At 59.0% G+C, this 22,802-nt stretch carries 12 protein-coding genes and 5 pseudogenes; 14 read left to right on the top strand and 3 right to left on the bottom strand.

Annotated elements, in window-relative coordinates; genetic code table 11:
* A pseudogene (locus tag AC0L3K_RS38355) lies at positions 1–221 on the top strand (IS5/IS1182 family transposase); the annotation flags it as partial.
* A gap of 190 nt (positions 222–411) precedes the next feature.
* Here the strand turns inward: AC0L3K_RS38355 and AC0L3K_RS38350 are convergent.
* Positions 412–1,605 carry a glycine C-acetyltransferase gene (locus AC0L3K_RS38350; RefSeq protein WP_473368001.1) on the bottom strand — a complete coding sequence of 398 codons (1,194 nt, stop codon included), beginning with the start codon at positions 1,603–1,605 and terminating at the stop codon, positions 412–414.
* 13 nt (positions 1,606–1,618) lie between these two features.
* Positions 1,619–2,575: an aminotransferase class IV gene (locus AC0L3K_RS38345; RefSeq protein WP_473368003.1), complete on the bottom strand. Its 957-nt coding sequence runs from the start codon at positions 2,573–2,575 to the stop codon at positions 1,619–1,621.
* A gap of 1,281 nt (positions 2,576–3,856) precedes the next feature.
* On the opposite strand from AC0L3K_RS38345, the gene AC0L3K_RS38340 reads away from it, so the two are divergent.
* From AC0L3K_RS38340 to AC0L3K_RS38280, 13 genes and pseudogenes are all read left to right on the top strand, one after another.
* On the top strand, positions 3,857–4,900 hold the full coding sequence (locus AC0L3K_RS38340; protein WP_473368000.1) for a 3-hydroxyacyl-CoA dehydrogenase NAD-binding domain-containing protein: 1,044 nt from the start codon (positions 3,857–3,859) through the stop codon (positions 4,898–4,900).
* 312 nt (positions 4,901–5,212) lie between these two features.
* The gene (locus AC0L3K_RS38335) at positions 5,213–6,457 is read left to right on the top strand and encodes a CaiB/BaiF CoA transferase family protein (RefSeq protein WP_473367999.1); all 1,245 of its coding nucleotides are present in this window, start codon (positions 5,213–5,215) and stop codon (positions 6,455–6,457) included.
* A 116-nt stretch (positions 6,458–6,573) separates the two neighbouring features.
* Positions 6,574–7,608 (top strand): annotated as a pseudogene (locus tag AC0L3K_RS38330) (acyl-CoA dehydrogenase family protein); the annotation flags it as partial.
* Between the two features lie 126 nt (positions 7,609–7,734).
* On the top strand, positions 7,735–8,886 hold the full coding sequence (locus AC0L3K_RS38325; RefSeq protein WP_473367998.1) for an acyl-CoA dehydrogenase family protein: 1,152 nt from the start codon (positions 7,735–7,737) through the stop codon (positions 8,884–8,886).
* Between the two features lie 1,024 nt (positions 8,887–9,910).
* Positions 9,911–10,636, top strand: a complete 726-nt coding sequence (locus AC0L3K_RS38320; protein WP_473367997.1) for an aspartate/glutamate racemase family protein — start codon at positions 9,911–9,913, stop codon at positions 10,634–10,636.
* A 28-nt stretch (positions 10,637–10,664) separates the two neighbouring features.
* Positions 10,665–11,138 (top strand): acyl-CoA thioesterase, encoded by a 474-nt coding sequence (locus AC0L3K_RS38315; protein WP_473367996.1) that lies wholly within the window; start codon positions 10,665–10,667, stop codon positions 11,136–11,138.
* A 66-nt stretch (positions 11,139–11,204) separates the two neighbouring features.
* Entirely contained in the window at positions 11,205–12,086 is an 882-nt protein-coding gene (locus tag AC0L3K_RS38310) for a beta-keto acid cleavage family enzyme (protein WP_473367995.1), read from the top strand.
* Positions 12,087–14,165: 2,079 nt separating this feature from the next.
* Complete coding sequence (locus AC0L3K_RS38305; protein WP_473367994.1) at positions 14,166–14,948, top strand: enoyl-CoA hydratase-related protein; 783 nt, start codon at positions 14,166–14,168, stop codon at positions 14,946–14,948.
* A gap of 1,281 nt (positions 14,949–16,229) precedes the next feature.
* Positions 16,230–17,741: pseudogene (gene istA / locus AC0L3K_RS38300) on the top strand (IS21 family transposase).
* A pseudogene (istB, locus tag AC0L3K_RS38295) lies at positions 17,738–18,549 on the top strand (IS21-like element ISBj11 family helper ATPase IstB). Before istA ends, istB begins: the two co-directional pseudogenes overlap by 4 nt.
* Positions 18,550–19,102: 553 nt before the next feature.
* Positions 19,103–19,936 carry an amino acid ABC transporter permease gene (locus AC0L3K_RS38290; protein WP_473368002.1) on the top strand — a complete coding sequence of 278 codons (834 nt, stop codon included), beginning with the start codon at positions 19,103–19,105 and terminating at the stop codon, positions 19,934–19,936.
* Positions 19,937–19,949: 13 nt separating this feature from the next.
* A complete protein-coding gene (locus AC0L3K_RS38285) occupies positions 19,950–20,714 on the top strand; it encodes an amino acid ABC transporter ATP-binding protein (RefSeq protein ID WP_473367993.1) in 765 nt (254 codons plus the stop codon).
* A 266-nt stretch (positions 20,715–20,980) separates the two neighbouring features.
* Positions 20,981–21,943: an NAD(P)H-dependent flavin oxidoreductase gene (locus AC0L3K_RS38280; protein ID WP_473367992.1), complete on the top strand. Its 963-nt coding sequence runs from the start codon at positions 20,981–20,983 to the stop codon at positions 21,941–21,943.
* A 300-nt stretch (positions 21,944–22,243) separates the two neighbouring features.
* On the opposite strand, the pseudogene AC0L3K_RS38275 reads toward AC0L3K_RS38280, so the two are convergent.
* A pseudogene (locus AC0L3K_RS38275) lies at positions 22,244–22,496 on the bottom strand (ISNCY family transposase); the annotation flags it as partial.
* Between the last annotated feature and the right edge of the window lie 306 nt (positions 22,497–22,802).

Here is a 22,802-nt window from a genome sequence, read left to right as displayed (position 1 = left end):
GCTCCGCCATCGAGCCCATCATCGGACATCTGAAGGCCGAAGGTCACCTTGGCCGCTGCTATCTCAAAGGCCGCGCCAGCGACGCCGCTAACGTCGTGCTCTCAGCAGTCGGCCACAACTTCCGCCGTATCCTCGCCTGGCTCAGAGAACTCTTGTGCCTCTGCCTGATCCAGCTATCGCATACGCTTGCCTGTCCGCTCCCGCTCAATTCGGCTTCTTAACGGACGACTGATTAACCTGACATCGCAATCTTATCACCCTATCCTCGCGGTCATGAACGCCAAAAACACGAGTGGGCCAAACGGCAATGGTCTGGAGCGAGCGGGCCTACGCGGCATCGGCAACACAGCGCCTCCTGCCCAACGATGCGATGCCCGGCCGCATGACCACTTTGATGAACCTGTATCGTGCCTAGCTCCTCACAACATGCGCCCGCGCTAATTGGAACGCCGTGATCACTTTTTCGATGTCGTCCGCACAGTGCGCGGCACTTACCTGCATGCGAATCCGCGCAGCACCCTCCGGTACAACAGGATAGGAGAACGGAACGACGAGAATGTCGTGCACAAGCAAAAACTCAGCAATCTGGACCGCGACGGCCGCATCCCCGGTCATCACCGGCACAATTGGGTGATCGCCGCCCAACACTTGAAATCCAAGATCGCTCAACCCTTGACGTAACTGACGAGTGCGAGCAGAGAGATTGTGCCTCAGATCGTCTGCTTTTTCTGCCAAGTCAATTGCGGCCAATGAAGCCTCACAGATCGCCGGCATCAGTGAGTTTGAAAAGAGGTATGGGCGCGCACGCTGTCGCAACCAGGAAATGATCTCACCACGGCCGGAGACGTACCCTCCCGATGCACCGCCAAGTGCTTTGCCGAGCGTGCCCGTAAGAATATCAATCTGATCTTCCAGCCCGTACCGCGCTGGCGTTCCACGCCCTTCTGGGCCAATAAACCCTACCGCGTGAGAGTCATCGACCATGAGCAAGGCGCCATAACGTCTTGCAAGTTTGCAGATCACAGGCAGATTAGCCGCCGCGCCATCCATGGAAAACACGCCGTCGGTCACGACGAGCACTGTTCGGCAGGTACTTGCCTCTCTTAGAGCCTGCTCTAGTTCGCTCATATCATTGTTAGCATATCGAAAGCGCTTCGCTTTGCAGAGCCGAATCCCATCTATAATGCTCGCGTGATTCAGGCTATCGCTGACTATCGCATCATCAGCGTCGAGCAGCGCCTCAAACAGTCCGGCGTTCGCATCGAAGCAGGAGCCGAATAGGATCGTGTCTTCCGTCCGAAGATAGCTGGAAAGCCTGTTTTCAAGCGCTCGATGAACTGAGTGCGTTCCGCAAATGAATCGCACCGACGACATTCCAAAACCATGCTGTTCGAGACCCGCATGCGCGGCTCGCACCAGGGCTGGGTGATTGGCCAAGCCGAGATAGTTGTTGGCGCACATATTCAGGAGCTCGCGCTCGCCAAGTGCGCGCAGGTGTATACGCGTCGACTGGGGCGAGGCGATTTCTTGCTCGATTTTCAGGAGTTTTCGCGATGATAGCTCCTCGAGATTGTCACGAAGTCGCTGGCCAAGTTGCGAGCGCATGGTTCATTTCCAATCAAGGATAAATGATCGCCGTCGACCACGCGGGATCAGCGTGCTTTTGCCAGTAGAGATCCGCGAGCCGGCGGGTGATGGATCCCACCTGCCCTTTAGAGATCGTGGTGTCATCGATGCGCGTCACTGGCATGATGCCGCCGGCAGTGGAGGTGATAAACACCTCGTCTGCCTTCTTGATGTCGTCACGGCTGATGTCGGCTGCGGTGGCGGCTAGCCCAACCTCAGCACAGAGATCGAGGACGGTCCGACGCGTGATACCCGGCAACACCCCAAAAGCCGGCGTCCTCAACGATCCATTCTTTACAATGAACACATTGAAGCCTGGTCCTTCCGCGACATGCCCGTGTGTGTCTAGGATCAGCGCCGTCTCGGCGCCTTTGTCGTAAGCGTCGAAAAGGCCCTTAACGAGATCGAGCCAATGATAGTTCTTGATCGTAGGATCGACTGAGTTAGGCGGAATACGGACGGCGTCGCTGATCGCGACGTGCAAGCCTCTTTCCAATTGTTCCTTGTTGGCAACCGAGCCATAAGGCACCGCAAACGCGATAAAGCGGTTCTCGGCTTGACGGGGATCGCGGCTGAATGTCGGCGATGAACCGCGCGTGCAGATCATCTCAACGTAAGCCGATTTGTGGCCCGACAAAGCGACACACTGCTTGAGGATCGACGCGATCTTCTCGCGGTCGTAAGGCAGCTTCATTCGAAGACGTTCGACACCTGCAAAAAAACGATCAAGATGCAAATCCAACCGGAAAAACCGGCCGTTCCAGACGTGCACCGTGTCATAGGTTGCGTCTGAGTGCAATAGACCCCAATCGAGCACAGAGATCTTTGCTTCGGACATCGGCAGGTACTGCCCATCCATGAAAGCGACCCCATGAGGGTAGCGCCGTTGGTCGATGTGATGCTGATCGATTGCTGAAGGCACAGTTGAGGGATTTGTCATCGGAGTCATTTGCAAAAGAGCGGGTTGAGACAGGCGACTTCTTGCTTGGGCAAAACAAGGGTCTCGGACATGGTGCTCCATCAAGATGTCGAGGACCGGCTCGCGGGCCAACTGACGTAGTCACGTTAGACGGTAGCAGCCCCACGAGCCGCATTCCTCCGAAGTGGCGCCTGGTCAGGTCTAAATTCTGCGTCTGAAGGGAATAGATGAAGTTTTCACCCCCTCGAGACGCGAGGAGAGTGCCTCGTCCATGCCGATGGTCGCCTGCCACGACGCGATCAACATCTGGAGAATTGCGCGACATAGAATGTCTGCGGTCCGTCCAAGGTGCTCATTGAGGATCGTGCTCCGCGCAATGCGAGCCAGATTCACGCGCGCTCGGAAGGCGTTCGAGGCTCGAGGGCAGCGCGCGGAACACGGATTTCATGGCCGGCGACCCGCCATCGGGGCATGTACCTGTCGGCGTCGACGAATTGCTCTGCAGTGGTTCGGTAAACGCTTGGCATCAGCAGTGCCGAGCGAGTGCGGATCGCTCGCACAATTATCAAAGGCTTGGGTTGAGGCTCGCCGCTCGCGAAGAAAGTGCTCTGCTGTCGTCGCTCATTGGCCAGATGCCGCGGAATTTCACGCCCCCGGTTGGGGGTGCTCGGCCTCACGGCATCAAGAGCGTCTCCGAGCAGGAGTTTGATCGTTGAATTGCCTCAGCGCCAAGGGCACGCCAATGCGCAAAACGTCGCGGCCGCAACAGATGAGACACAGAGATGCAGAGCCTTCGGCCGCCCTAATTGGCACGCTGGCCGCGCACGTCGGCGACCCGGGGAATGCGGCGCATTCTTCGAGAATTCAGCGAGCCAGCCACGAATGGCGGCATTACTTTTCGATGTAAGCCACGCCGGTCCGCGCCGAACCTTGAGTAACACCTGCATTGTCCCGATCCTTCTAGCTCAACCAGATCCCTGTTTTCCGCGGCTCTGAGTGAGCATGGGGAGTTTAATGCTTCGACTTCATCGATATTTCGCAGGAATTCTGCTTCGTGACCGCTCATATTAATGGACCTCAGCTTGATGGGCCCGGTACTATTATTCTAAGCGCGTTGCCGAGACGAGGTAAGTATGTTTTCGGTAAGGAGTACCCGTCGCGTGAAAACACAAAGACTGAGCGGGGTATAGCTCGCGCGCTGGCGCGATCTCTGAGCAGCAGCTCGACTGGCTGACGATTGGATTCAGAGCCCGTGTAGTGGCTGCTTGAGTCCCGATCGGGTTTGGGGTGCGAGACGCAACGCTCAACTTCATGCAAGAGGGTAGACCATCAATGTCCACGACTTCAAAGTTCACGTGTGGGAAGATGCCTCGGACGGTCGCGTTGTTGGGAGGGGGGACAATCGGTGGCGGGTGGGCCGCTCGATTTGCCCTCAACGGAGTGGATGTGCGGCTATATGATCCGGCTCCTGGGGCACTAGAGCACGTCCAAAAGACTTTGGATCATGCCCGCCGGATTTATGACCGGCTGACGCGGGTTCCGCTGCCAAAAGAAGGGTCTCTGACGCTTGCGGAGTCGGTGCCCGACGCAGTGCGCGACGTTGATTTTGTGCAGGAGTCCGCGCCAGAGCGCTTGGACCTCAAGCAGGAGCTGCTCGCAACCGCTAGTCGGGCCGCGCGACCTGACGCGCTGTTCTGCTCATCGACATCGGGTTTCCGCCCGTCGTTGCTGCAGGAGAAGATGGAGCATCCCGAGCGTCTGCTTGTTGCGCACCCATTCAACCCGCTGTATTTGCTCCCGCTCGTAGAACTTTGCGCCGGACAACAGACGGCGCCGGATGCCATGGCGCGGGCGGACGAAATTTACCGGACGTTGGGTATGCACCCGCTAGTCGTGCGTAAAGAAATTGACGGGTTTATCGCCAACCGGCTGCAGGAAGCGATGTGGCGAGAGGCGCTATGGCTGGTGCACGATGGTTTGGCGACTGTACAGGAAGTCGATGACGCAGTCCGCTACTCCTTTGGTTTGCGCCGAGCGGTTGTCGGTCCTTTCCGGATGAGCGGCGGGGCCGCCGGGATGCGCCGCCACCTTGAGCAGTGGGGACCCATGCTAAAATGGCCCTGGACGAAGCTCACGGACGTGCCGGAGCTCACCGACCAGTTTGTAGACACGCTGGCCGAGCAATCAGACGCGCAAGCGAAAATAGATACACTTACAGTCAGTGAGATCGTATCGAAGCGTGACGAGGCGCTCGTGGCTGTGCTGCATGGCTTGCGCGATCAAAGATTTGGTGCTGGCGAGACGCTGGGGCGGTGGGAGCAGGCGCTGCGAGACCGCGCTGCGGGTAAGGGTTAGCGTTCTCTACTCCCCAGCTCTACCGTACTAGCTCTGGACACGACCATGCGCCAGCGGAGATGACTCTGCCCTGTTAGTCCGGCTGAGATAGATTCCAAGCGCTATGGTGCAATGGGATCGGGAAGGCCTCCCGCTCACTGAACACGATGAGAAGTTCAAATGGAATGTATCAGACCCTAACTGAGACCTGAAAGCTCAGGTGCCCGCAAGCACCCTGGCTTCCGAGGCCCTCGAGAGAAATGCACCACCAACATGAACTGAAGCAGCTTTCCTTGGGGCCGACAAAAGACACCGCACGAAGGGGTTACAATCATGAACGCTGATCAATCGGCCGGCAGACCGCAGACACCGGATGCAGGCGCGCAAGATCTTGCTCATCGGCCACTTCACGGCATCCGTGTGGTGGACCTTACGCACGTCTTGGCGGGGCCACTCTGCACGACAATCATGGCGGACTTGGGCGCAGATGTCGTGAAAGTCGAGAGGCTTGGTGCGGGGGATGTATCGCGCCAGGTGGAGCCCCTTCGTGAAGGGGAGAGCTATTACTTTGCCGCTCTAAATCGGAATAAGCGCAGCTTGGCCCTTGATCTGAAGCGGGATGTGGCGAGGCACGCACTTGAAAAATTGGTCCAGCGAGCTGACGTTCTGGTCGAGAATTTCCGTCCAGGTACGCTTGACTCGCTCGGTTTCGGTTACGATCGTCTTTTGGATCTCAATCCAAGACTCGTCATCTGTTCTATCTCGGGATTCGGCCAGACTGGTCCCTTGCGAGACTACAAAGCATTTGACCTCGTGGCCCAAGCGATGACGGGATTGATGAGTCTGACCAGAGAGCCGGGGAGACCTCCGTTGCGCATTCATTTGGGCGACATCCTTACTGGGATCTATGGCGCCCTTTCAGTCGCATCCGCTTTGGTCGGCCGCATCAGCTCCGGTAAGGGGTGTGTTATTGACTTGAGCTTATTCGAAACGCTCCTTACGACGTTCCCATACTTTGCGGGCCATTACTTGGCCGATGGCGAACTTCCCCCGCCGATAGACGCCGGTTCAAGCGCGGTCCCGTATGGTATCTTTCCCGCCGCCGACGGGGAGCTTGTCATCGCAGTCTACGGCGATCACATGTGGCCATCACTGTGCCGCGGCCTAGAACTACCCGAACTCGCAGCAGATGCAGACCTGAATACCAATGCCGGGCGTGTCAAACGACGGAAGGAGGTCGACGCTGCTCTCGTCGAGCGGTTGAAGGCGAAGACGGTCGCAGAATGGTGCAAAATATTTGCGGCCGGCGGGATTCCACATGCTCCTATGCTTAGCGTCGGTGCTGCACTGGATCATCCGCACACCCGCGCTCGGGGCATGATCGTCGAGTTCGAGCATCAAAAATTCGGCACAGTCAAAGCAGTCGGTAGCGCCATTCACATCAACGGCGCTCCAATCCCGGGTTCTGCAAGTCCCGGACCGATGCTTGGAGAGCATACGGAACAAGTACTCGCTGAACTCGGTTTCAACTCAGCTACGATTGCCCGCCTTCGGGCCGAAGGCGCCATCGGGCCATGATGTCCCCGAAGTCGAGCAAAACATTCAACTCATGCGAGGTGGAGAGATGCTCATCGGGCGCTCACGACCGAAGACTTTTCGCAACTTGCCACTGAACATATCACCGGGAAAATCCAATGGATCTCGCTTTCACAGAAGATGAGCGGGCGTTCCGTTACGAGCTACGCCAGTATCTCCATGACAATGTGCCGACCGAGACGCGGCGCAAACTTGTGGAAGGCCGGCCATTGTCGAAAGACGAGATGGTCGCCGGAGCACGTGTCCTCAACAAAAAGGGAATCCCCTATTGGCCCAAAGAGTACGGCGGTGCAGGATGGTCGCCCGCACAGCAGTACATTTTTGAGGAAGAGGTACAAGCATTTGCCGGGGCGGCCGTGTACGATTTCGGTGTGTCTCTCATCGGACCGGTGATCTATACCTTCGGCAATGAAGCGCAGAAGAGCTATTACCTGCCCCGGATAATCAAGGTCGAAGATTGGTGGTGCCAAGGCTTCTCGGAGCCTGGCGCAGGCTCGGACCTGGCCTCACTCAGAACTCGGGCCGTGCGCGATGGGGACCATTATGTCGTTAACGGGCAAAAGATCTGGACCACGCTGGCACAGCACGCCGATTGGATCTTCTGTCTGGTACGGACCAATCCCGATGTGAAGAAGCAACTAGGCATCTCCTTCCTTCTCGTGGACATGAAGTCACCGGGCGTCAGTGTACGTCCGATACAGCTGATCGATGGGGGTTATGAAGTTAACGAGGTCTTTTTTGACAATGTTCATGTCCCGGCTGAGAATCTCGTTGGCGAGGAAAATAGGGGGTGGGAATACGCTAAGATGCTGCTCGGTAGTGAACGCTTCGGAGGCGCTTGGGTTGGAGCTTCCAAGGAGCGCATTCGGCGCATTAAACACCTTGCCGAGCGGTCTCGCGCGGGCGGCGAGCGGCTAATCGACTGTGCGGCGTTCCAGCTGAAGGTGATTGAAGTCGAGGTCCAGCTCAAAGCCCTGGAGATGACGCAGCTTCGCGTGGTCGCCAACGCATCAAAGCAGCAGAAAGGTGCTCAGGATCCGGCCAGCTCGATCCTCAAGCTGAAGGGTGCTCAACTCCAGCAGGCCACCGCTGAGCTACTTATGGATGTGATCGGCCCTTATGCCCTACCCCATGTCTCGGAACAAGAGCTCGAGAACGGTAACCGTTCTCCGATCGGTCCTGATTGATCGCCAAAGCTATCCTCGGGCTCTGACCCTTCGAGGGGCAATCACCAGCGCCCTCAACCCAGGAGAATGCAAATGGATTTTGATCTATCTGAAGAACAACAACTGCTCAAGGACAGCGTCGAGCGACTGATGCTTGATAGCTATAGCTTCGAGGATCGCCGTTTATATCAGGCGAGCCAAGCGGGTTTCAGTGATACGATGTGGTCACGCTATGCCGAGCTCGGGCTTCTTGCATTGCCATTCTCGGAAGAACAAGGTGGCTTCAGCGGCGGCCCGGTTGAAACAATGATCGTCATGGAGGCATTCGGCAAGGCGCTGATCTTCGAGCCCTATTTAGCGACTGTAGTGCTTGCCGGCGGTGTGCTCCGACTTGCAGCGAACGATGCCCGCGCGCTTATTCCGGCAATCGCGGAAGGCCGCATAAAGATGGCCTTCGCCTATGCCGAGCCGCAGTCTCGGTACGACCTGTTCCATGTTGGGATGCAGGCGAAAAAAGACAGCGGCGCGTGGCTCCTAACCGGCACCAAGGATCTGGTCCTTCACGGTGATGCGGCCGACCAGATAGTCGTGTCAGCACGTACGGCGGGCGACAGGCGGGACAAGAACGGAATTGGGCTGTTCCTTGTCGATGCTCGCGCGCCGGGCCTCAGACGCCGTGGGTATCGCACGCAAGACGGCCGACGTGCCGCCGAGATCACTCTCGAGACGGTACGCGTTGATGAACTCGACGTCATCGGAGATCCGGAGAGCGCGCTTCCGACCATTTCTCAGGTAGCGGACGAGGCAGTCGCAGCGCTTTGCGCAGGGGCCGTGGGCTGCTTCAGCGAGATGCTAACCATCACAGTCGACTACCTTAAGACGCGCGAGCAGTTCGGTAAGAAGATTGGGAACTTCCAGGCGTTGCAGCATCGAGCCGCCGATATGTTGGTGGAGCTGGAACAGTCCCGCTCGATGGCTATGCATGCCGCGATGATGACGGGAGAAGTCGGTGCGAGCGAGCGCGAGCGTGCGATTTCGGCGGCGAAGGTCCAGATCGGTCGTGCGGCAAAGGTGATCGGTCATGAATCAATCCAGCTCCATGGCGGGATCGGAATGACAATGGAGTACAGCATCGGCCACTACTTCAAGCACGTGACCATGCTTGATAAGCTGTTCGGCGATCCCGATTATCACCTGAGCCGTCTTGCCAAGCTCGGAGGCCTCACCAGCGAGCAGACGAACTGAAGAGCCAAAGTACGATCTAGTCCCACCTGGAAACATCATTGCCGGTGCGCATGTTTGGTGCAACGGGGACCCCTTAAGGGAGAAATGCCGTAGGGGCAGAGAGAAACAATACATGATGCAGGAGCGCTTTTCATTCCGGGCCAACCCAGCGCAGGGGACACGCTCAACCAATGAAATGCGGTTAGTAGGAGTGCGTGTCGACTTAGGCTGGAGTTAATCGGATCGCGCATTCGACGACGGACCATCGCGACGTCCCAATATCGTCAAGCTGATAGCAGGAGAGAAAACGCTGGCTGACGTTGTAACTCCGCGTCGCAATCGCGCTATCCTCGAGGTCACAGTTGACCGGCCGAAGCCAGCACCATCGACCTGAATGCCTGTTCTGACGAAGCTGAGCTTACAGGCGTTTCGTTAAGATCCGGAGCTGCGGGTTAGCATGCTGGAGTGCGCCGGCGAAAAAATTCTTCTGTGCGGGCCGGGACCTCAAAGATCACGGCGGCCCCCATGAAATTAGCGCTCGCCGCGGCGTCGGTGGGATCGGCGGGCTCGAGAGACTGCGCGACCTTACGAAGCCGTTGATTGCCTATGTCCATGGCATGGCGGTTGGTGCCGAACCGCGGCGGACGCGTCCTATCACTGGATGCCATCCTAGCCGAGCAGCCGAGGTGGGCGACGATCTTAGAATGCTTAGCAAGCTTGCTCGATACCCTGGAGAGGCGCAACCATTCGCCAGTGGTTCGGATCGTACTGCCGGTGATCCTCCAAGTTGCTGGTCCTGCTCCCGTGCAGCTCGGCTGAGGGTCGGCCGCCGACGAAAACTGCATTCACACACTTCTTCTCCCGCGACTCCGCAGGTCGGCTGAGCCGTTTCCCCGCACCAGAGCAGGCAGTCCTAAAGGCATAAAGCTTCGCATTTTCCAATGAATCACACAATTCCGACCTCTTTTGCGCCGAATTCGGGGAAATCCCGCGGAGCAGGGTCTTATAATTGAATCGCCACACGTTACGAATCTGGACGTTCTCAATGACATCGAAGAACAAAGGCTCTGTTGGAATTCTCGATTTCGATCGTGAGTCTGACTGGGTAAGGCCGACGCCGCAGCCCGGCTCGCTTATGAGTCCTGAAACCTACGGCGTTCCCGTCCTTATCGAGAATGTTAAAGGATCGACGGTGGAGCGCACAATGAGCGGCGATCTCACGCTCACACCAGCCTATATTGCCGCAGCGCGCAGGCTGGTTGAACGCGGTGCCGTAGCTATTGGCTCGAACTGTGGTTTTGCGATCCGCTACCAGGCCGCCGTTGCTGCTGCGGTAGATGTCCCCGTCATGATGTCGACGCTCGTCCTTTTGCCGTCACTACTCCGCCAATACGCCTCCGATACCAAGATCGGCGTTGTCACATCTGATTCGACACTTTTTGCCGAGGATCTTCTTGGTCTAACCGACCCGGCGGAGCGCGCAAGAGTTGTCGTTGTTGGCATCGAAGGCGGCAATCTGGCGCGGAATTCCTCGATCGGCCGCCCGACGGCGCCTGGGGAAATCGAGGAGGATGTCGCCTTCTGCGTCACGCGATTGCTTAACAAGCATCCAACAGTTGCTGCGCTTCTGTTCACGTGCACTCTGTTCCCGGTGATAACACCCGCGATACGGTCGAGGTTCAGCCGGCCGATCTATGATATCTCCACCGCATGCCGACTTGCCCTGGACTCTTCTGTGTCCACAGGGTTCGTACACGCACGGCAACACTAGCGTCTAGCTGCACGGAACGAAGAACCGAATGATTTTCATTTACCGCTGTCCTGTTCAGACGTCTTGGCTTGATCTCAACGAGCATATGAATGTCCTTCCTTATTGCCAGGTGTTTTTCGATGCCTGTACTTTAGCCTGTCGAGACCTCGGATTGGGCCCAACTTATCTCGAACAGGGTCACACCCTTTTTGCAGGCGATTTCCACGTGACCTACGTCCGTGAGATTCGTGCAGGTGCCACTGTCACGATCAAAACGCGAATCATCGACTTCGACGCAAAGCGGTTTGTTCTCCACCAAGAGATGATCGACGACCAAGATGGTGAGCTCGCGGCGACAGCGGAGCAGGTGCAGCTCAATGTCGGCGTGGCAAGCCGCAAGGTTGAGCCGTTTCGCACCGACGTTTTGGAGAGCCTGCAGAAGGCACGGTACGATCAAGGCGAAAACGCTGTGCGGAACTTGGGTCGTACGGCGAGTCTCAACGCCGGAGCGCCGGCTCGGTGACCAGTAAAACGCTTTTTTTCGATTTCGTCTTGGGGCAACCCCAACGGCACACTAGAGGAGCTCTTAATGTCCCGAAAGGTCGTTCTGACGTGCGCGATCACCGGCGGGAATGCGGCAGTCGTCGCAAAGCATCCAGACCTTCCCAAGACGCCTTCTCAAATTGCGGCATCGGCCATCGATGCCGCAAAAGCAGGCGCTGCCATTGTTCACATCCACGTTCGCGAAGAGGACGGCACGCCTTCGAACCGTCTGGAGCTTTATGAGGAGGTCGTAAAGACGCTGCGCGACTCGTCGACCGATGTTGTCATCAACCTGACGTGCGGAATGGATGGGTCCATTACACTCGATTCCCTGGATCCGCCCACGCTCGGCAAGGCCACTGTACTTAAGAGCCCAAGGAACCGCGTCCTTCACGCGATCACGTTGAAGCCGGAGATCGCCACACTCGATTGCGGGCTGTTGGCATTTGGCGAGTCAATCTATGTGGCTCGAATGTCCGACCTGCGCCACATGACGCAGCTGATGCAAGATGCGGGTGTCAAGCCGGAGATCGAATGCTTCGAGCTTGGCCACATCGAGAACGCCAAAAAGCTGATCGCGGAGGGCACTCTCAAGGGGCCGCCGCTATTCCAGTTCTGCCTCAGCACTGGCAACGGCGCCCCCGCGGAACCGATCGTGATCCAGGCGATGAGAGAGATCCTGCCTCCCGGCGCAATATGGGCTGGGTTCGGTTGCGGTGCGGACGAAATGCCCACGGTCGCGCAAATCGTGAGACTAGGAGGGCATATCCGCGTCGGCCTGGAAGACAACATCTACCTGCGACGCGGCGTCTTGGCATCCAATGCCGCACTTGTCGAGAACGCGGTCGGGATCATTGAGCGCATGGGCGCGAGCATCGCCACGCCAGCCGAAGCACGACACATGCTTGGGCTGGTGAAGCACGGGTAGTCTACGCACGGGCGGGCTAAGCGCGCGCGGGAACACTCGCGTTGTACTCACACGGTCACCTGCGGCAGTCAACTGTGACAAGTAGTGCAGGTCTCCCCCGCTGCTTTATAGACGATTCTCGCGTAGTCGTTATCTGCGACCTCCTCGGAGCAATCAACAGTCCTGAGCACTTCTTTCTCGAGTACAATCGGACGAGCTCGGCCGATAAGCGTGATCTCCTGAAGCCAGGCCGCGCCGAAGCGTCGCGCGATTGGCCACCGGTTGTACAGCCGGGTTAACCGCTCCTTATCAATTCTACCGCGAGCTGCCCAAGACTCTAGGTCGAGTCGAGCAAAGAGTTACTCGCATCCGCCCTCATTCAGTAAGCGGGAGGCTCGCCCGTTGACGGACGGCTTGGGGTGGCTTGTCCATCAGTTAGCCCTCGTCCACATTTACGCGACGAGTTGCGGTGCTAGTTCCGCGCGGACGTCGGGATTGAAGTTGCAAGAACCTGCGGCAGCAGCCGCTCTGGTGAAGGTTTCGCGTCTACCAACAATGCCCGCAACGCTTTTCCCTCCTTGCGAGTGGATTAGTGAAGGATCGGCATGCGATATTGACGCGACCGCGATCATACGCTTCTGCCATCTCCGCGATGGCCCTAAATTCGAAAACCCGTCGGGGCTATTCCTGTGTGTCTATGTGCGGCCGTCCCTCGCGCGGCGGAGGATTGAGATGCCAGCAATCAGGGCGGTGCGATGGCGGATGACCTGTGGTCGATATCGTCACGCACAGCGGAAGCCCGGCTTAAGCCATGCTGATGAAGGCGATGCCCATTCTGCGGCACTCTGCCCGAATGCGAACTCCGCCGGTCAAAATGCATATTGGCTAGGCCGCGACCCACGATCGAGATGTTGGTCTTTGTCCGCGGCACAAGACACACGTCCGATGAACGGTTCGGAAGGGACGAACATGTGAGAGAGCTGGCGAGGATGGCTGCGGCCGGCAATGGCTCGTGCCACTCATGGAGCGTTTCGACACTTGGTGCCGCGAAGCAACGAGGAACGCGATTGAAAGACGATTGTAGATCATGCTTTCCGGTCGCAGTTTTGTATTTGAGCGCGCAACAACGAAAGCCGCGGAAATACAGAGATGTACCGCGGCTGAGATTAATCGACGAATTGGTTGTTCCTCGATCCGGCGATGCGGGCCTTGCTTACGCCGTGGACCAGAGAGCGCGGTTATGTGCTGTCGTGCTATTTGGTCGACGCGAACTGGGCTTTCGAGCCACGCGGTGTCGACGCGTCTGAGCCGGAGCCCGCAGCGGCCTGTCTTCGAGCGATCGCGACGACCGTCGCGCCAGCCAAGACTCCGCCGCCGCCGATTCCTGATTAGCCCAAGTTTGTTACGAGGCCCGACGGCTCAGTTTCGATGAGGCGTACGAGCATAGCGCGGGCTTGCGACATCCAGTTACCCGAATTCGTTCGCCACTTCGGATTGCCGCCTCCACGTTCCCGATGAAGTGTCGCTCCAGACCGCGATCGTTAGTAGCCACTAACGCGATACATTTGCATGTCCGACTCTGTACTGGCCCGCGATCGCGCATCCGCTGTTAGAATTGCGCTCCGCAACTTTTTAGTCTAGGCGGTCCAGGTCAGACCCCGAAAACCGGGTGCAATCAGATGGGCGCAGACTTCAGCACGGACTCGGCATACAGATTACTAGACCCCATGCTCGACGTCTGCAGCACGGAGTGGTTCAGCGAAACGGTTTCCCACTCAGCCATTTCCACTTTGGTCAGCGTCTAGGCGCCGCAATTGGCAGAATGAGGTCCGCGTCATTTCACAACGACAGAACCAATCACTATGCAGCGCTCGTCCCACACAATCGTTCGTTTCACTCGCTAGCAACGCCGAATTCAGGCGTGAGCCGGAAGCTCTTTGCACGAAATGTGTGTTGAAGTGAAATACAGTTTGCAAACGGCCGCTCTGGAGTAACTCAATCGCGGGCGGCCTGTAGCGAACGGTTACTCGATGCGCCCATGTCTTCTGCAGAACTTGGTGTGGTAGTCGGAACGCAGGTGGCGACGATGGAGGAGGACGGATGGTCGACGTTGTGACAACCCGCCGAGAGGGCACGATTTTCGAAGTTTCGCTCGACCGCCCGAAGGCAAATGCCATCGACTCGAAGACTTCGCGGCTAATGGGCGAGGCCTTCAAAATGTTCCGCGACGATCCGGAGCTGCGCGTTGCCATCCTCAAGACCGCCGGTGACAAGTTTTTCTCTGCCGGCTGGGACCTGACCGCCGCCGCAGCCGGAGAACCTGCCAACGCCGATTTTGGAGTAGGTGGGTTCGGTGGGGTACAGGGGCTGCGCGATCTGAACAAACCGGTCATCGCCTGCGTCAATGGAATGGCGGTCGGTGGCGGGTTTGAAGTCGTGCTTTCCTGCGACTTAATCTATGCGTCGGAGCATTCGTCGTTCGCACTGCCGGAGATTCGCGCCGGCCAGCTCGCCGACGCGGCATCGGTCAAGCTGCCCAAGCGCATTCCCTTTCACATCGCGTTGGAGCTCTTGTACACCGGCCGCTGGATGAACGCAGCGGAGGCACACCGCTGGGGGCTCGTAAATGAAGTGCTTCCGAAGGAACAACTCGAAAGCCGCGTGTGGGAGATTGCAAGGCTGCTCGCCAGCGGCCCGCCCCTTGTGCTTGCAGCTATCAAGGAGACTGTGCGCATGGCTGAGCCGCTGAGTTATCAAGACGCCCTAAACCGGGTCAATCGGCGTCAGCTTGCAACAGTCGACATACTCTACGGTTCAGAGGACCGGCTTGAGGGCGCACGTGCATTTGCAGAAAGACGCGAGCCGGCATGGAAAGCGAGATAGTCGGGGCGCAGGGTGCCTCACGCGCCTGGGTTCGCACAGCGCTAGCCTCTATAGGACACTGCCGACATGATAGCCAATGCTGTTCGACCGTGCTTTGCGCGAACCGTGTGTGCGAAGTGCATGGCAGTCCCTCGTGCTCCGCAGCAACAGGTACGCTGAGCGCAGCCGCGGTTGCGCGTTGATCGGATACGGTTGGCAACGGACAGATTCTACTGTTCATTCCGGATTGCACCTCTGCCGCCCCCTCCCGCGCCGTGTCGATCTCCCGGCGCAAGCGGAGTCTTCGGCGCACTGCATCCCCCTGTTCAGCGCAAGTGAACACCTTCTAAAGCATGGCATTTCGTACTTGGCGGGCCTGACGCGCCCCTGTCGGCGAACGCCGCGACCCGTGCGGCGGTTGGCGATACACGACTTGATCAATACGGGCTGATCGTCCATCTGCCACTTGATCTGGTTTGTGCATGGCTGTTCCTATGGTGCGCCGGCTGATCTGACGTCGCTGATCGCGTTGGTGACTCGGCTCCCTCCTCGCGCCATCTACTCTGCTTTCGCGAGTGGCCGAACGTAGCTTCCGTACGCAGCAATCGGGCCCTTCCGGCGCAAACGTGCGCGTATGATTGCGGACAGCCTGTCGCTTTCCCTTGGCCGATACGCGACAAACCCGCAGCTCGTGCACCGAGCGGGCGTGCGAGAAACGCTCGCACTTAGAACCGACGTCGGGGAATAAAAAAATGACATGAATGACCGCCTCAGAGGCGCTCAGCCTCCGCAGCGTGCTGGATCACTTTCCACTCGCGCAAACGGCTGTCCAGCTCTCGGTCACCTGGCTGAAGATCCGTCCCGTCAAAGCTTTCGACTGCGCATACGTAGCGAAAGAGGGGAAGGAGTGAACAAACACAAACATCGCAAGGCGGGACGCTACCGCAATGCTATCTGGCATCGGTTGGCAGGGCGGCGGCGATGTCTCGGAGCAGCTTGCGGCGCGGCAATCAGGATGGAAGTGCAGCGTCAATCAGGATGAGAGAGCTTCGCCGGGCTCGTGACGTAGGGGGGGCGTAGCCCGACCGGAGTTACGAGCCCGGCGAGGGGGGGGGGCGCCCCGGCCCCCCCCGGGGGGGGGGGCGGGGGGGGGGGGCGGGGGGGTTGGGGGGGGGGGCGCGGCCCCCCCCCCCCCCCCCCCCCCCCCCCCCCCCCCACGGCGCGATCCGAGCGGACCGCGCCGTCTGGTGATCGCGGCTGGCCGGTGATGGATGGTTCTTCTCGCCAAAGAGGAATCACCCGTTGCCAGGCTGCCATCTCACCGATCACCAGATGAGGCTCTACCTGAAGTTCCGTCAAACTAATTCGCCGCCCGTGGCGGCCGCGAAGGTGTCGTTCAGTTCGTCGACCGCTTATCGGCTCGAGAAGGATCTGCGTCTTCCGTCGCAAAAGAAGTCACCCCGGCAAAGGCGCCGGCCGGATCCCCTGGCCAACGTCTTCGACCTGGAGGTCGTGCCGATGCTGAAGGCGGCTCCCGGCGTGCGGCCCGTGGCTATCTTCGAGGAGATACTCCGACGCCATCCCGAGCTGGGGGCCGGAATCCGCCGCACCCTGGAGCGCCGGATCCGCGCCTGGCGAGCAATCCACGGCGAGGAGCAGGAGGTCATCTTCCGCCAGACCCACGAAGTGGGCCAGGTCGGCCTGTCCGACTTCACCGATATGGGCGAGCTTGGGGTCGCCATCGCGGGCGTGCCGCTCGATCATCGCCTCTATCACTTCCGGTTGGCCTATTGCGGGTTTGAACACGCCCATGTCGTGCTCGGTGGCGAGAGCTTCGTCGCATTGGCAAGGGCTGCAGAATGCCCTGTGGTCGCTCGGTGGGGCACCGCGGGAGCATCGGACCGACAGCCTGTCGGCCGCCTTCTGCAATCTCGACCGCAATGCGAGGGACGATCTGACCCGGCGGTACGAGGACCTCTGCGCCCATTACGGCATGCGGCCTTCCCGCAACAATCGCGGCATCGCCCACGAGAACGGGGCGATCGAGAGCTCGCATGGTCATCTCAAGCGCACGATCGCCGATGCGCTGCTGTTGCGCGGCACTGCCGACTTCGATGATCTCGCCGGCTATCGCGGCTTCATCGACGAGATCGTCAGCCGCCGCAATGCCGGAACACCAAGCGCATCGACCACGAGCGCGCCACCCTGCAGGCGCTGCCAGATCGCCGCACCTCGGACTACGAGGAGGTGATTGTCCGCGTGACGTCAAGCGGCGGCTTCACCTTGCGCAAGGTGTTCTACACCGTGCCGTCGCGTTTGATCGGGCACCAACTGCGGGTGCGCCTTTACGACGATCGTCTCGACGTGGTCGTCGGCGGCACCCATCTCGTCACCCTGCCGCGTGGGCGGCCGCATCCCAACGGCAAGCACGACCAGGTCGTCGATTATCGGCACGTGATCCATTCCTTCCGGCGCAAGCCAATGGCGCTGCTCAATCTCGTCTACCGTGATCGGCTATTCCCGCGTGATGCCTATCGCCGAACCTTCGATCGCTTGCGCGAACGGCTGCCGGACAAGAAAGCCTGCCGGCTCATGGTCGATCTGCTCGCACTGGCGCACGAGCGCGGCTGCGAGGCCGAAGTCGCCGATCAGCTCGCGGCTGACCTTAACGCTGGCCAACTGCCCGACCTCGGACGGCTGTGCGCTTACTTCGCGCCCGATCCGGCCTGCATGCCGAAGGTCGTGGTGCAGCTGGCCCCGCTCGCCAGCTATGAGTGCCTCATCGGTGCCGGCGAGATCGGAGGTGCCGCATGAGTACGGCCAACACAGTCGACACCGCGCGCCTCAATCTGTTGCTCAACGAGTTGCGGCTGCCCGCCATCAAGGCGCTGTGGCCGCAATTTGCCGAGCAGTCCGACAAGGAAGGCTGGCCGGCGGCCCGCTTCCTCGCCACCATTGCCGAGCACAAGATCGCCGAACGCGGCCGCCGCCGGGTCGAGCGCCATCTCCTCGAGGCGCGGCTGCCCGCTGGAAAGACCTTCGACAACTTCGACTTTGAGGCTGTGCCGATGATCTCCAAGGCGCAGGTGACCGCGCTCGCCGCCGGCGATGGTTGGCTCGGCAAGGGCGCCAATCTGCTGCTGTTCGGGCCGCCCGGCGGCGGCAAGAGTCACTTGGCGGCAGCGATCGGCCTGGCCCTTATCGAGAACGGATGGCGCGTCCTCTTCACCCGCACCACCGATCTCGTGCAGAAGCTCCAGGTGGCGCGCCGCGAGCTCAATCTCGAGGCCGCCATTAACCGCCTCGATCGCTTCGACCTCCTGATCTGCGACGATCTTGCCTACGTCACCAAGGACCAGGCCGAGACCAGCGTGCTCTTCGAGCTCATCAGCGCACGCTACGAGCGGCGTTCCATGCTGATAACCGCCAATCAGCCATTCGGAGAGTGGAACAGGGTCTTCCCGGACCCTGCTATGACGCTCGCTGCCATCGATCGCCTCGTTCACCACGCCACCATCGTCGAGATGAACGTCGAAAGCTATCGCAGGCGCACCGCGCTCGAACGGAAGCGTGTCCAGGGCGACCACCCTCGCACGCGACACCAAAAACACTCGCTGATTGACGCTCCGCGACAATCAGAGCGAACAAAACTCTTGCGCGCGACAATCATCGCGGCAATCATCACTTCGCCGCGACACAGACTCGCCATCCTGATTGTCGCGCGCTTCCCATCCAGATTGTCGCGCTATACTGATCATGCGCGACCTTCGATGGGAGATGAGCAGCGCGAGCGCTTGAATTGATGAAAGGGATCTCTCCGCGGGTTAGCCAGAACTGCGCGGCATGCAATTCGTTGAATGCGACTTCTGGCCCGGATGAATATCGTCTGGACTTCGCGGATTGTCTCCTGTGCATAAAAGAATGAGATCCGACCCTGCCGGTTGCGGGGACAGCCGCGATTGGCTCAGAATCTGCCGCTATTCTGCGATATCCGGTCGGATATTGATAAAAAACTGCGCCAAGGGGAGCGTAGCCTCTCGAATAGGCGTGGCGTCCGAGCGCTGATGCGGAAGAAGACGATCCTCAGAAGATAGCGTGCTGATGTTACGGCGGTGGGAGACAACTTCGTGTCCAATTTAGCGGTCGGAAAGCTAGCCGCAAACGAGCAGGGCCAAATCGTGGAGGATATCTCTCGACTAGAACACGTGCGGCGCAAGCATGTGGGCCGTTACTTCAGTGCCGTAGCGATCGTGGCGGCGGCCTCGTGGATTGCCATGTCTTTTGTTCACGGCCAGATCGATTGGGCTGTTGTTGGCCGATACCTTGGGGTGCGCACCATTGTTCTCGGTCTAGGGAACACCGTTCTAATGGCTGCCTTAGCCATGTTGCTGGGCGTAGTAATCGGTGTCACGGTGGCGGTCATGCGTCTTTCGGCGAATCCGGTAGTGAACTGGGCCGCAGCCTGCTACGTGTGGTTTTTTCGCGGCACGCCTTTGTTATTGCAACTATTGCTGTGGTTCAACCTGGCGCTGGTATTTCCGGAACTCGGGATTCCAGGGCTCTTCGAGGTGCGCACGGTGGATGTGATGACGCCGTTTGTCGCAGCACTTCTCGGATTGGGCATCAATCAGGGCGCCTACACTTCTGAAGTCGTGCGGGCTGGCTTACTATCCGTTGATCAAGGACAGTATGAGGCGGCGAGCGCAATTGGCATGCCGCGTCTTCAGGCGCTACGGAGAATCATTCTCCCGCAGGCTATGCGGGTCATCGTACCCCCGATCGGCAACGAGCTCATCGGGATGGTCAAGCTTACGTCGCTCGCAAGCGTGATCCAGTTCTCCGAAATTGTGCACAACGCAGAGAACATCTATTACGTGAACAACTACGTCATCGAACTGCTGATCGTTGCTGGATTCTGGTACCTGCTCGTGGTGACGGTGCTTACGTTCCTGCAAACGCGGCTAGAGCGGCACTACGCGCGCGGCGCCCGCGACATGAAACCTCGCTAGCCCGGAAGAACACATGAATCCCATCGTCAAAGCCAGCGGCGTAGCCAAATTGTATGGTGGCTTCGAAGCGCTCAAAGGAATCGATCTTGAAATAGATCGTGGCGAAGTACTGTGCATCATCGGACCATCGGGCTCCGGAAAGAGCACCTTGCTCCGCTGTATGAACCAGTTGGAAACTATTGATGGCGGCGCTCTGTGGGTGAACGGTGAATTGGTCGGCTACCGTCGCGTCGGCAGGAAGCTGTATGAACTCTCTGAGCGCGAGATCGCCCGGCAACGCCTCGCAACAGGCATGGTGTTCCAGCGTTTCAACCTCTTCCCACATAAGACGGCTCTTGAAAACGTTACAGAAGGTCCGGTTCAGGTGCTCAGACATGGACGCAAGCAGGCCGAGGCCGCCGCCCGCGAGTTGCTCGCGCGTGTCGGGCTTTCCCACAAATGTGACGCTTATCCAATCGAGCTCTCAGGTGGTCAACAACAGCGTGTGGCCATTGCTCGCGCGCTTGCTATGAAACCAGCACTGATGCTGTTCGACGAGCCAACCTCCGCGCTGGATCCCGAGCTGGTCGGCGAAGTGCTTTCAGTGATGCGCGACCTCGCGCGGACGGGAATGACGATGATTGTCGTCACTCACGAACTCGGCTTCGCCCGGGAAGCGGCAAGCCGAGTGATCTTCATGGATCAGGGGCAAGTGGTTGAAAGCGGTCCGCCGGCCCAGGTTCTTAACAGTCCAACGCATGCTCGAACTATCAATTTCATTTCAGCCGTACTCAGTTGACAGCGAAAAGTACCGACTGGTGCACGAGAGATGGAGTTCTGCAGGCGACGCTCCGTCGTGCAGTCGAACGTGTTCGCGCTTACGTACTCTCCACAAGGAGCGCGCGGGTGCAGGCACAAAGACCACCGCGTTCGCGCTGATGATACGGTCGACCGTGCGCCTAATTCGAGAAGGTGATCCGAACGGCTGTGAAGCCCGCGTAGGCAGCAGCTGCTGATCACCGAACCGCTCAAGAGGGCGGCTCTTGCAGGAAGAGTGGAGGTTCAATGCTCAAGATCCCGGACGTAAATCTTGCCCTACGAAGCCTCCGTCTGCCGATGTTCGCAGCCCCTATGTTTTTGATCTCCGGGCCGGAACTCCTCTTAGCCTGCTGCAAGGCCGGCATCGTGGGTTCTCTTCCAACACCGAATGCCAGAAATGCCGCGGAGCTCAAGCAGATGTTGGACGCCGTCACATCCGGCCTGAGCGATCGGCCTGACGCGCCTTGGGCATTGAATCTGGTGATGCATTCGACCAACAAGCGGCTGCCAGACGACCTCCAAATGGTAGAAGCATTTAGACCACCAATCGTCATCACGGCATTAGGCGCTCCTCGTCCGGCCGTCGAAGTCGCGCATACCTACGGGGGACTAGTTTTTGCAGACGTCAACTCGGTCGCTTACGCGCGAAAGGCTGCTGCGGCTGGCGTGGATGGCCTCATACTCGTGTGTGCCGGAGCGGGGGGGCACACCGGGGACCTTTGCAACACCGTGTTCGTCGAGGAGGTCAGGAGCTTCTTCTCCGGATACATCGCGCTGGCCGGCGGGATCGCGAGCGGCCGGGCTATTCTGGCGTCGAGAGCGCTGGGGGCTGATTTCGCATATGTTGGCACTTCCTTCATGGCAGCATCGGAAAGCAAAACAGATCCGGGCCATCAGCAGATGCTGCTCACGAGCTCATGCGAAGATCTCATCATCACGCGCGCCTTTACAGGTGCTCGCGCGAATATGCTCATCCCGAGTATCATGGCGCAAGGACTTGACTTGAAAGTAGTCGCGAGCAGCAGCGCGAAAATGAACTTCACCGGTCTTGAAGGGGCCGAGGTGAAACCGTGGAAAGGGATATGGTCGGCCGGGCAGGGCGTGGGCAAGATCCGCGAGATCGAGCCCGTTTCACGTATTGTGGACAGGCTTGATCGAGAATATCGGGCCGCATTGGACGAGCTCGAACGCTTTCGCGTTGGCGTGTGACTGGTCGCAGGCCCTCCAACATCTACAACGAAACCGCCGGAGCTTCTAGTAGGTGGGGGAGACGATCTGTTTGTCGGGCCGCGTCCCGACGACGTCCCGATCTAATCCGAACCGAGCTCCGCCTCGCTGAGGAGCTGGTTAGACCGGCGGCGACATGCGATAGCTGTAGGCTACAGCGAGTATATGATTTTTCGACAAGTTGCCTATAGCGCATGGGAAGGACGATCCGTCGGCCGAAGAAGCACCAGTACCAGACAAGAGGCGCAAGCGGACCTGATCGAATGATCTGTCGATGCTGGCGCGGACGGCAACAGGTGTTCTTGCTTCGGCAACCAGCCGCTCATCGGGGGTCGCGGGGGCGCTGTACGCGCTCCGTAGCCCTCCTTTCGTGACTACCTTAACGGGGCTGGAAGCCGTTCACGAACACGCGGGCGGGACGGCGGGGCTGAGCCAGCAAAACAGCCGGTTCGAGCCCCTCTCACCGGCAATAGCCGGCAATTCGTCCGAGCACGGCGCCGTTCTTCTGCTCTACGGAGGCCTGATCATTCTTGCGTGTTGCTCCCGAACGCATCCAAGTGCCCCGGACGGTCGTCGCCGACTCACCGCGACAATCATTTGGCCCAAATCTCTCACGCCAGGTGGCCCTGCCGCTCCATCCGTTCAAAGAAGATCGGGAAGGGGCTTCAGACGCTTGCCACACCCGGTCTGCGAGCTCCCAAAGCTCCACTCTCACGCTATGGATTAAGCACCCATGACCGAGGGAGTGCGTTACCGCAAGGTGGTGAACCTCCTCCGAATGGGTGGACACCTGTAGTAGGCTCGTTGAGCCCGGAGGTGTCGAATGGAACGTCAACGTCGG

This window comes from Bradyrhizobium sp. MI1.10 (genome assembly GCF_055811035.1).
This window is presented reverse-complemented; position numbering and strand designations above follow the sequence as displayed.

Bases quoted from the DNA above. Each gene is read 5' to 3' on its own strand.
- AC0L3K_RS38350 (WP_473368001.1), bottom strand. From the start codon at position 1,605: ATGCGCTCGCAACTTGGCCAGCGACTTCGTGACAATCTCGAGGAGCTA.
- AC0L3K_RS38345 (WP_473368003.1), bottom strand. From the start codon at position 2,575: ATGACTCCGATGACAAATCCCTCAACTGTGCCTTCAGCAATCGATCAG.
- AC0L3K_RS38340 (WP_473368000.1), top strand. From the start codon at position 3,857: ATGCAAGAGGGTAGACCATCAATGTCCACGACTTCAAAGTTCACGTGT.
- AC0L3K_RS38335 (WP_473367999.1), top strand. From the start codon at position 5,213: ATGAACGCTGATCAATCGGCCGGCAGACCGCAGACACCGGATGCAGGC.
- AC0L3K_RS38325 (WP_473367998.1), top strand. From the start codon at position 7,735: ATGGATTTTGATCTATCTGAAGAACAACAACTGCTCAAGGACAGCGTC.
- AC0L3K_RS38320 (WP_473367997.1), top strand. From the start codon at position 9,911: ATGACATCGAAGAACAAAGGCTCTGTTGGAATTCTCGATTTCGATCGT.
- AC0L3K_RS38315 (WP_473367996.1), top strand. From the start codon at position 10,665: ATGATTTTCATTTACCGCTGTCCTGTTCAGACGTCTTGGCTTGATCTC.
- AC0L3K_RS38310 (WP_473367995.1), top strand. From the start codon at position 11,205: ATGTCCCGAAAGGTCGTTCTGACGTGCGCGATCACCGGCGGGAATGCG.
- AC0L3K_RS38305 (WP_473367994.1), top strand. From the start codon at position 14,166: ATGGTCGACGTTGTGACAACCCGCCGAGAGGGCACGATTTTCGAAGTT.
- AC0L3K_RS38285 (WP_473367993.1), top strand. From the start codon at position 19,950: ATGAATCCCATCGTCAAAGCCAGCGGCGTAGCCAAATTGTATGGTGGC.
- AC0L3K_RS38280 (WP_473367992.1), top strand. From the start codon at position 20,981: ATGCTCAAGATCCCGGACGTAAATCTTGCCCTACGAAGCCTCCGTCTG.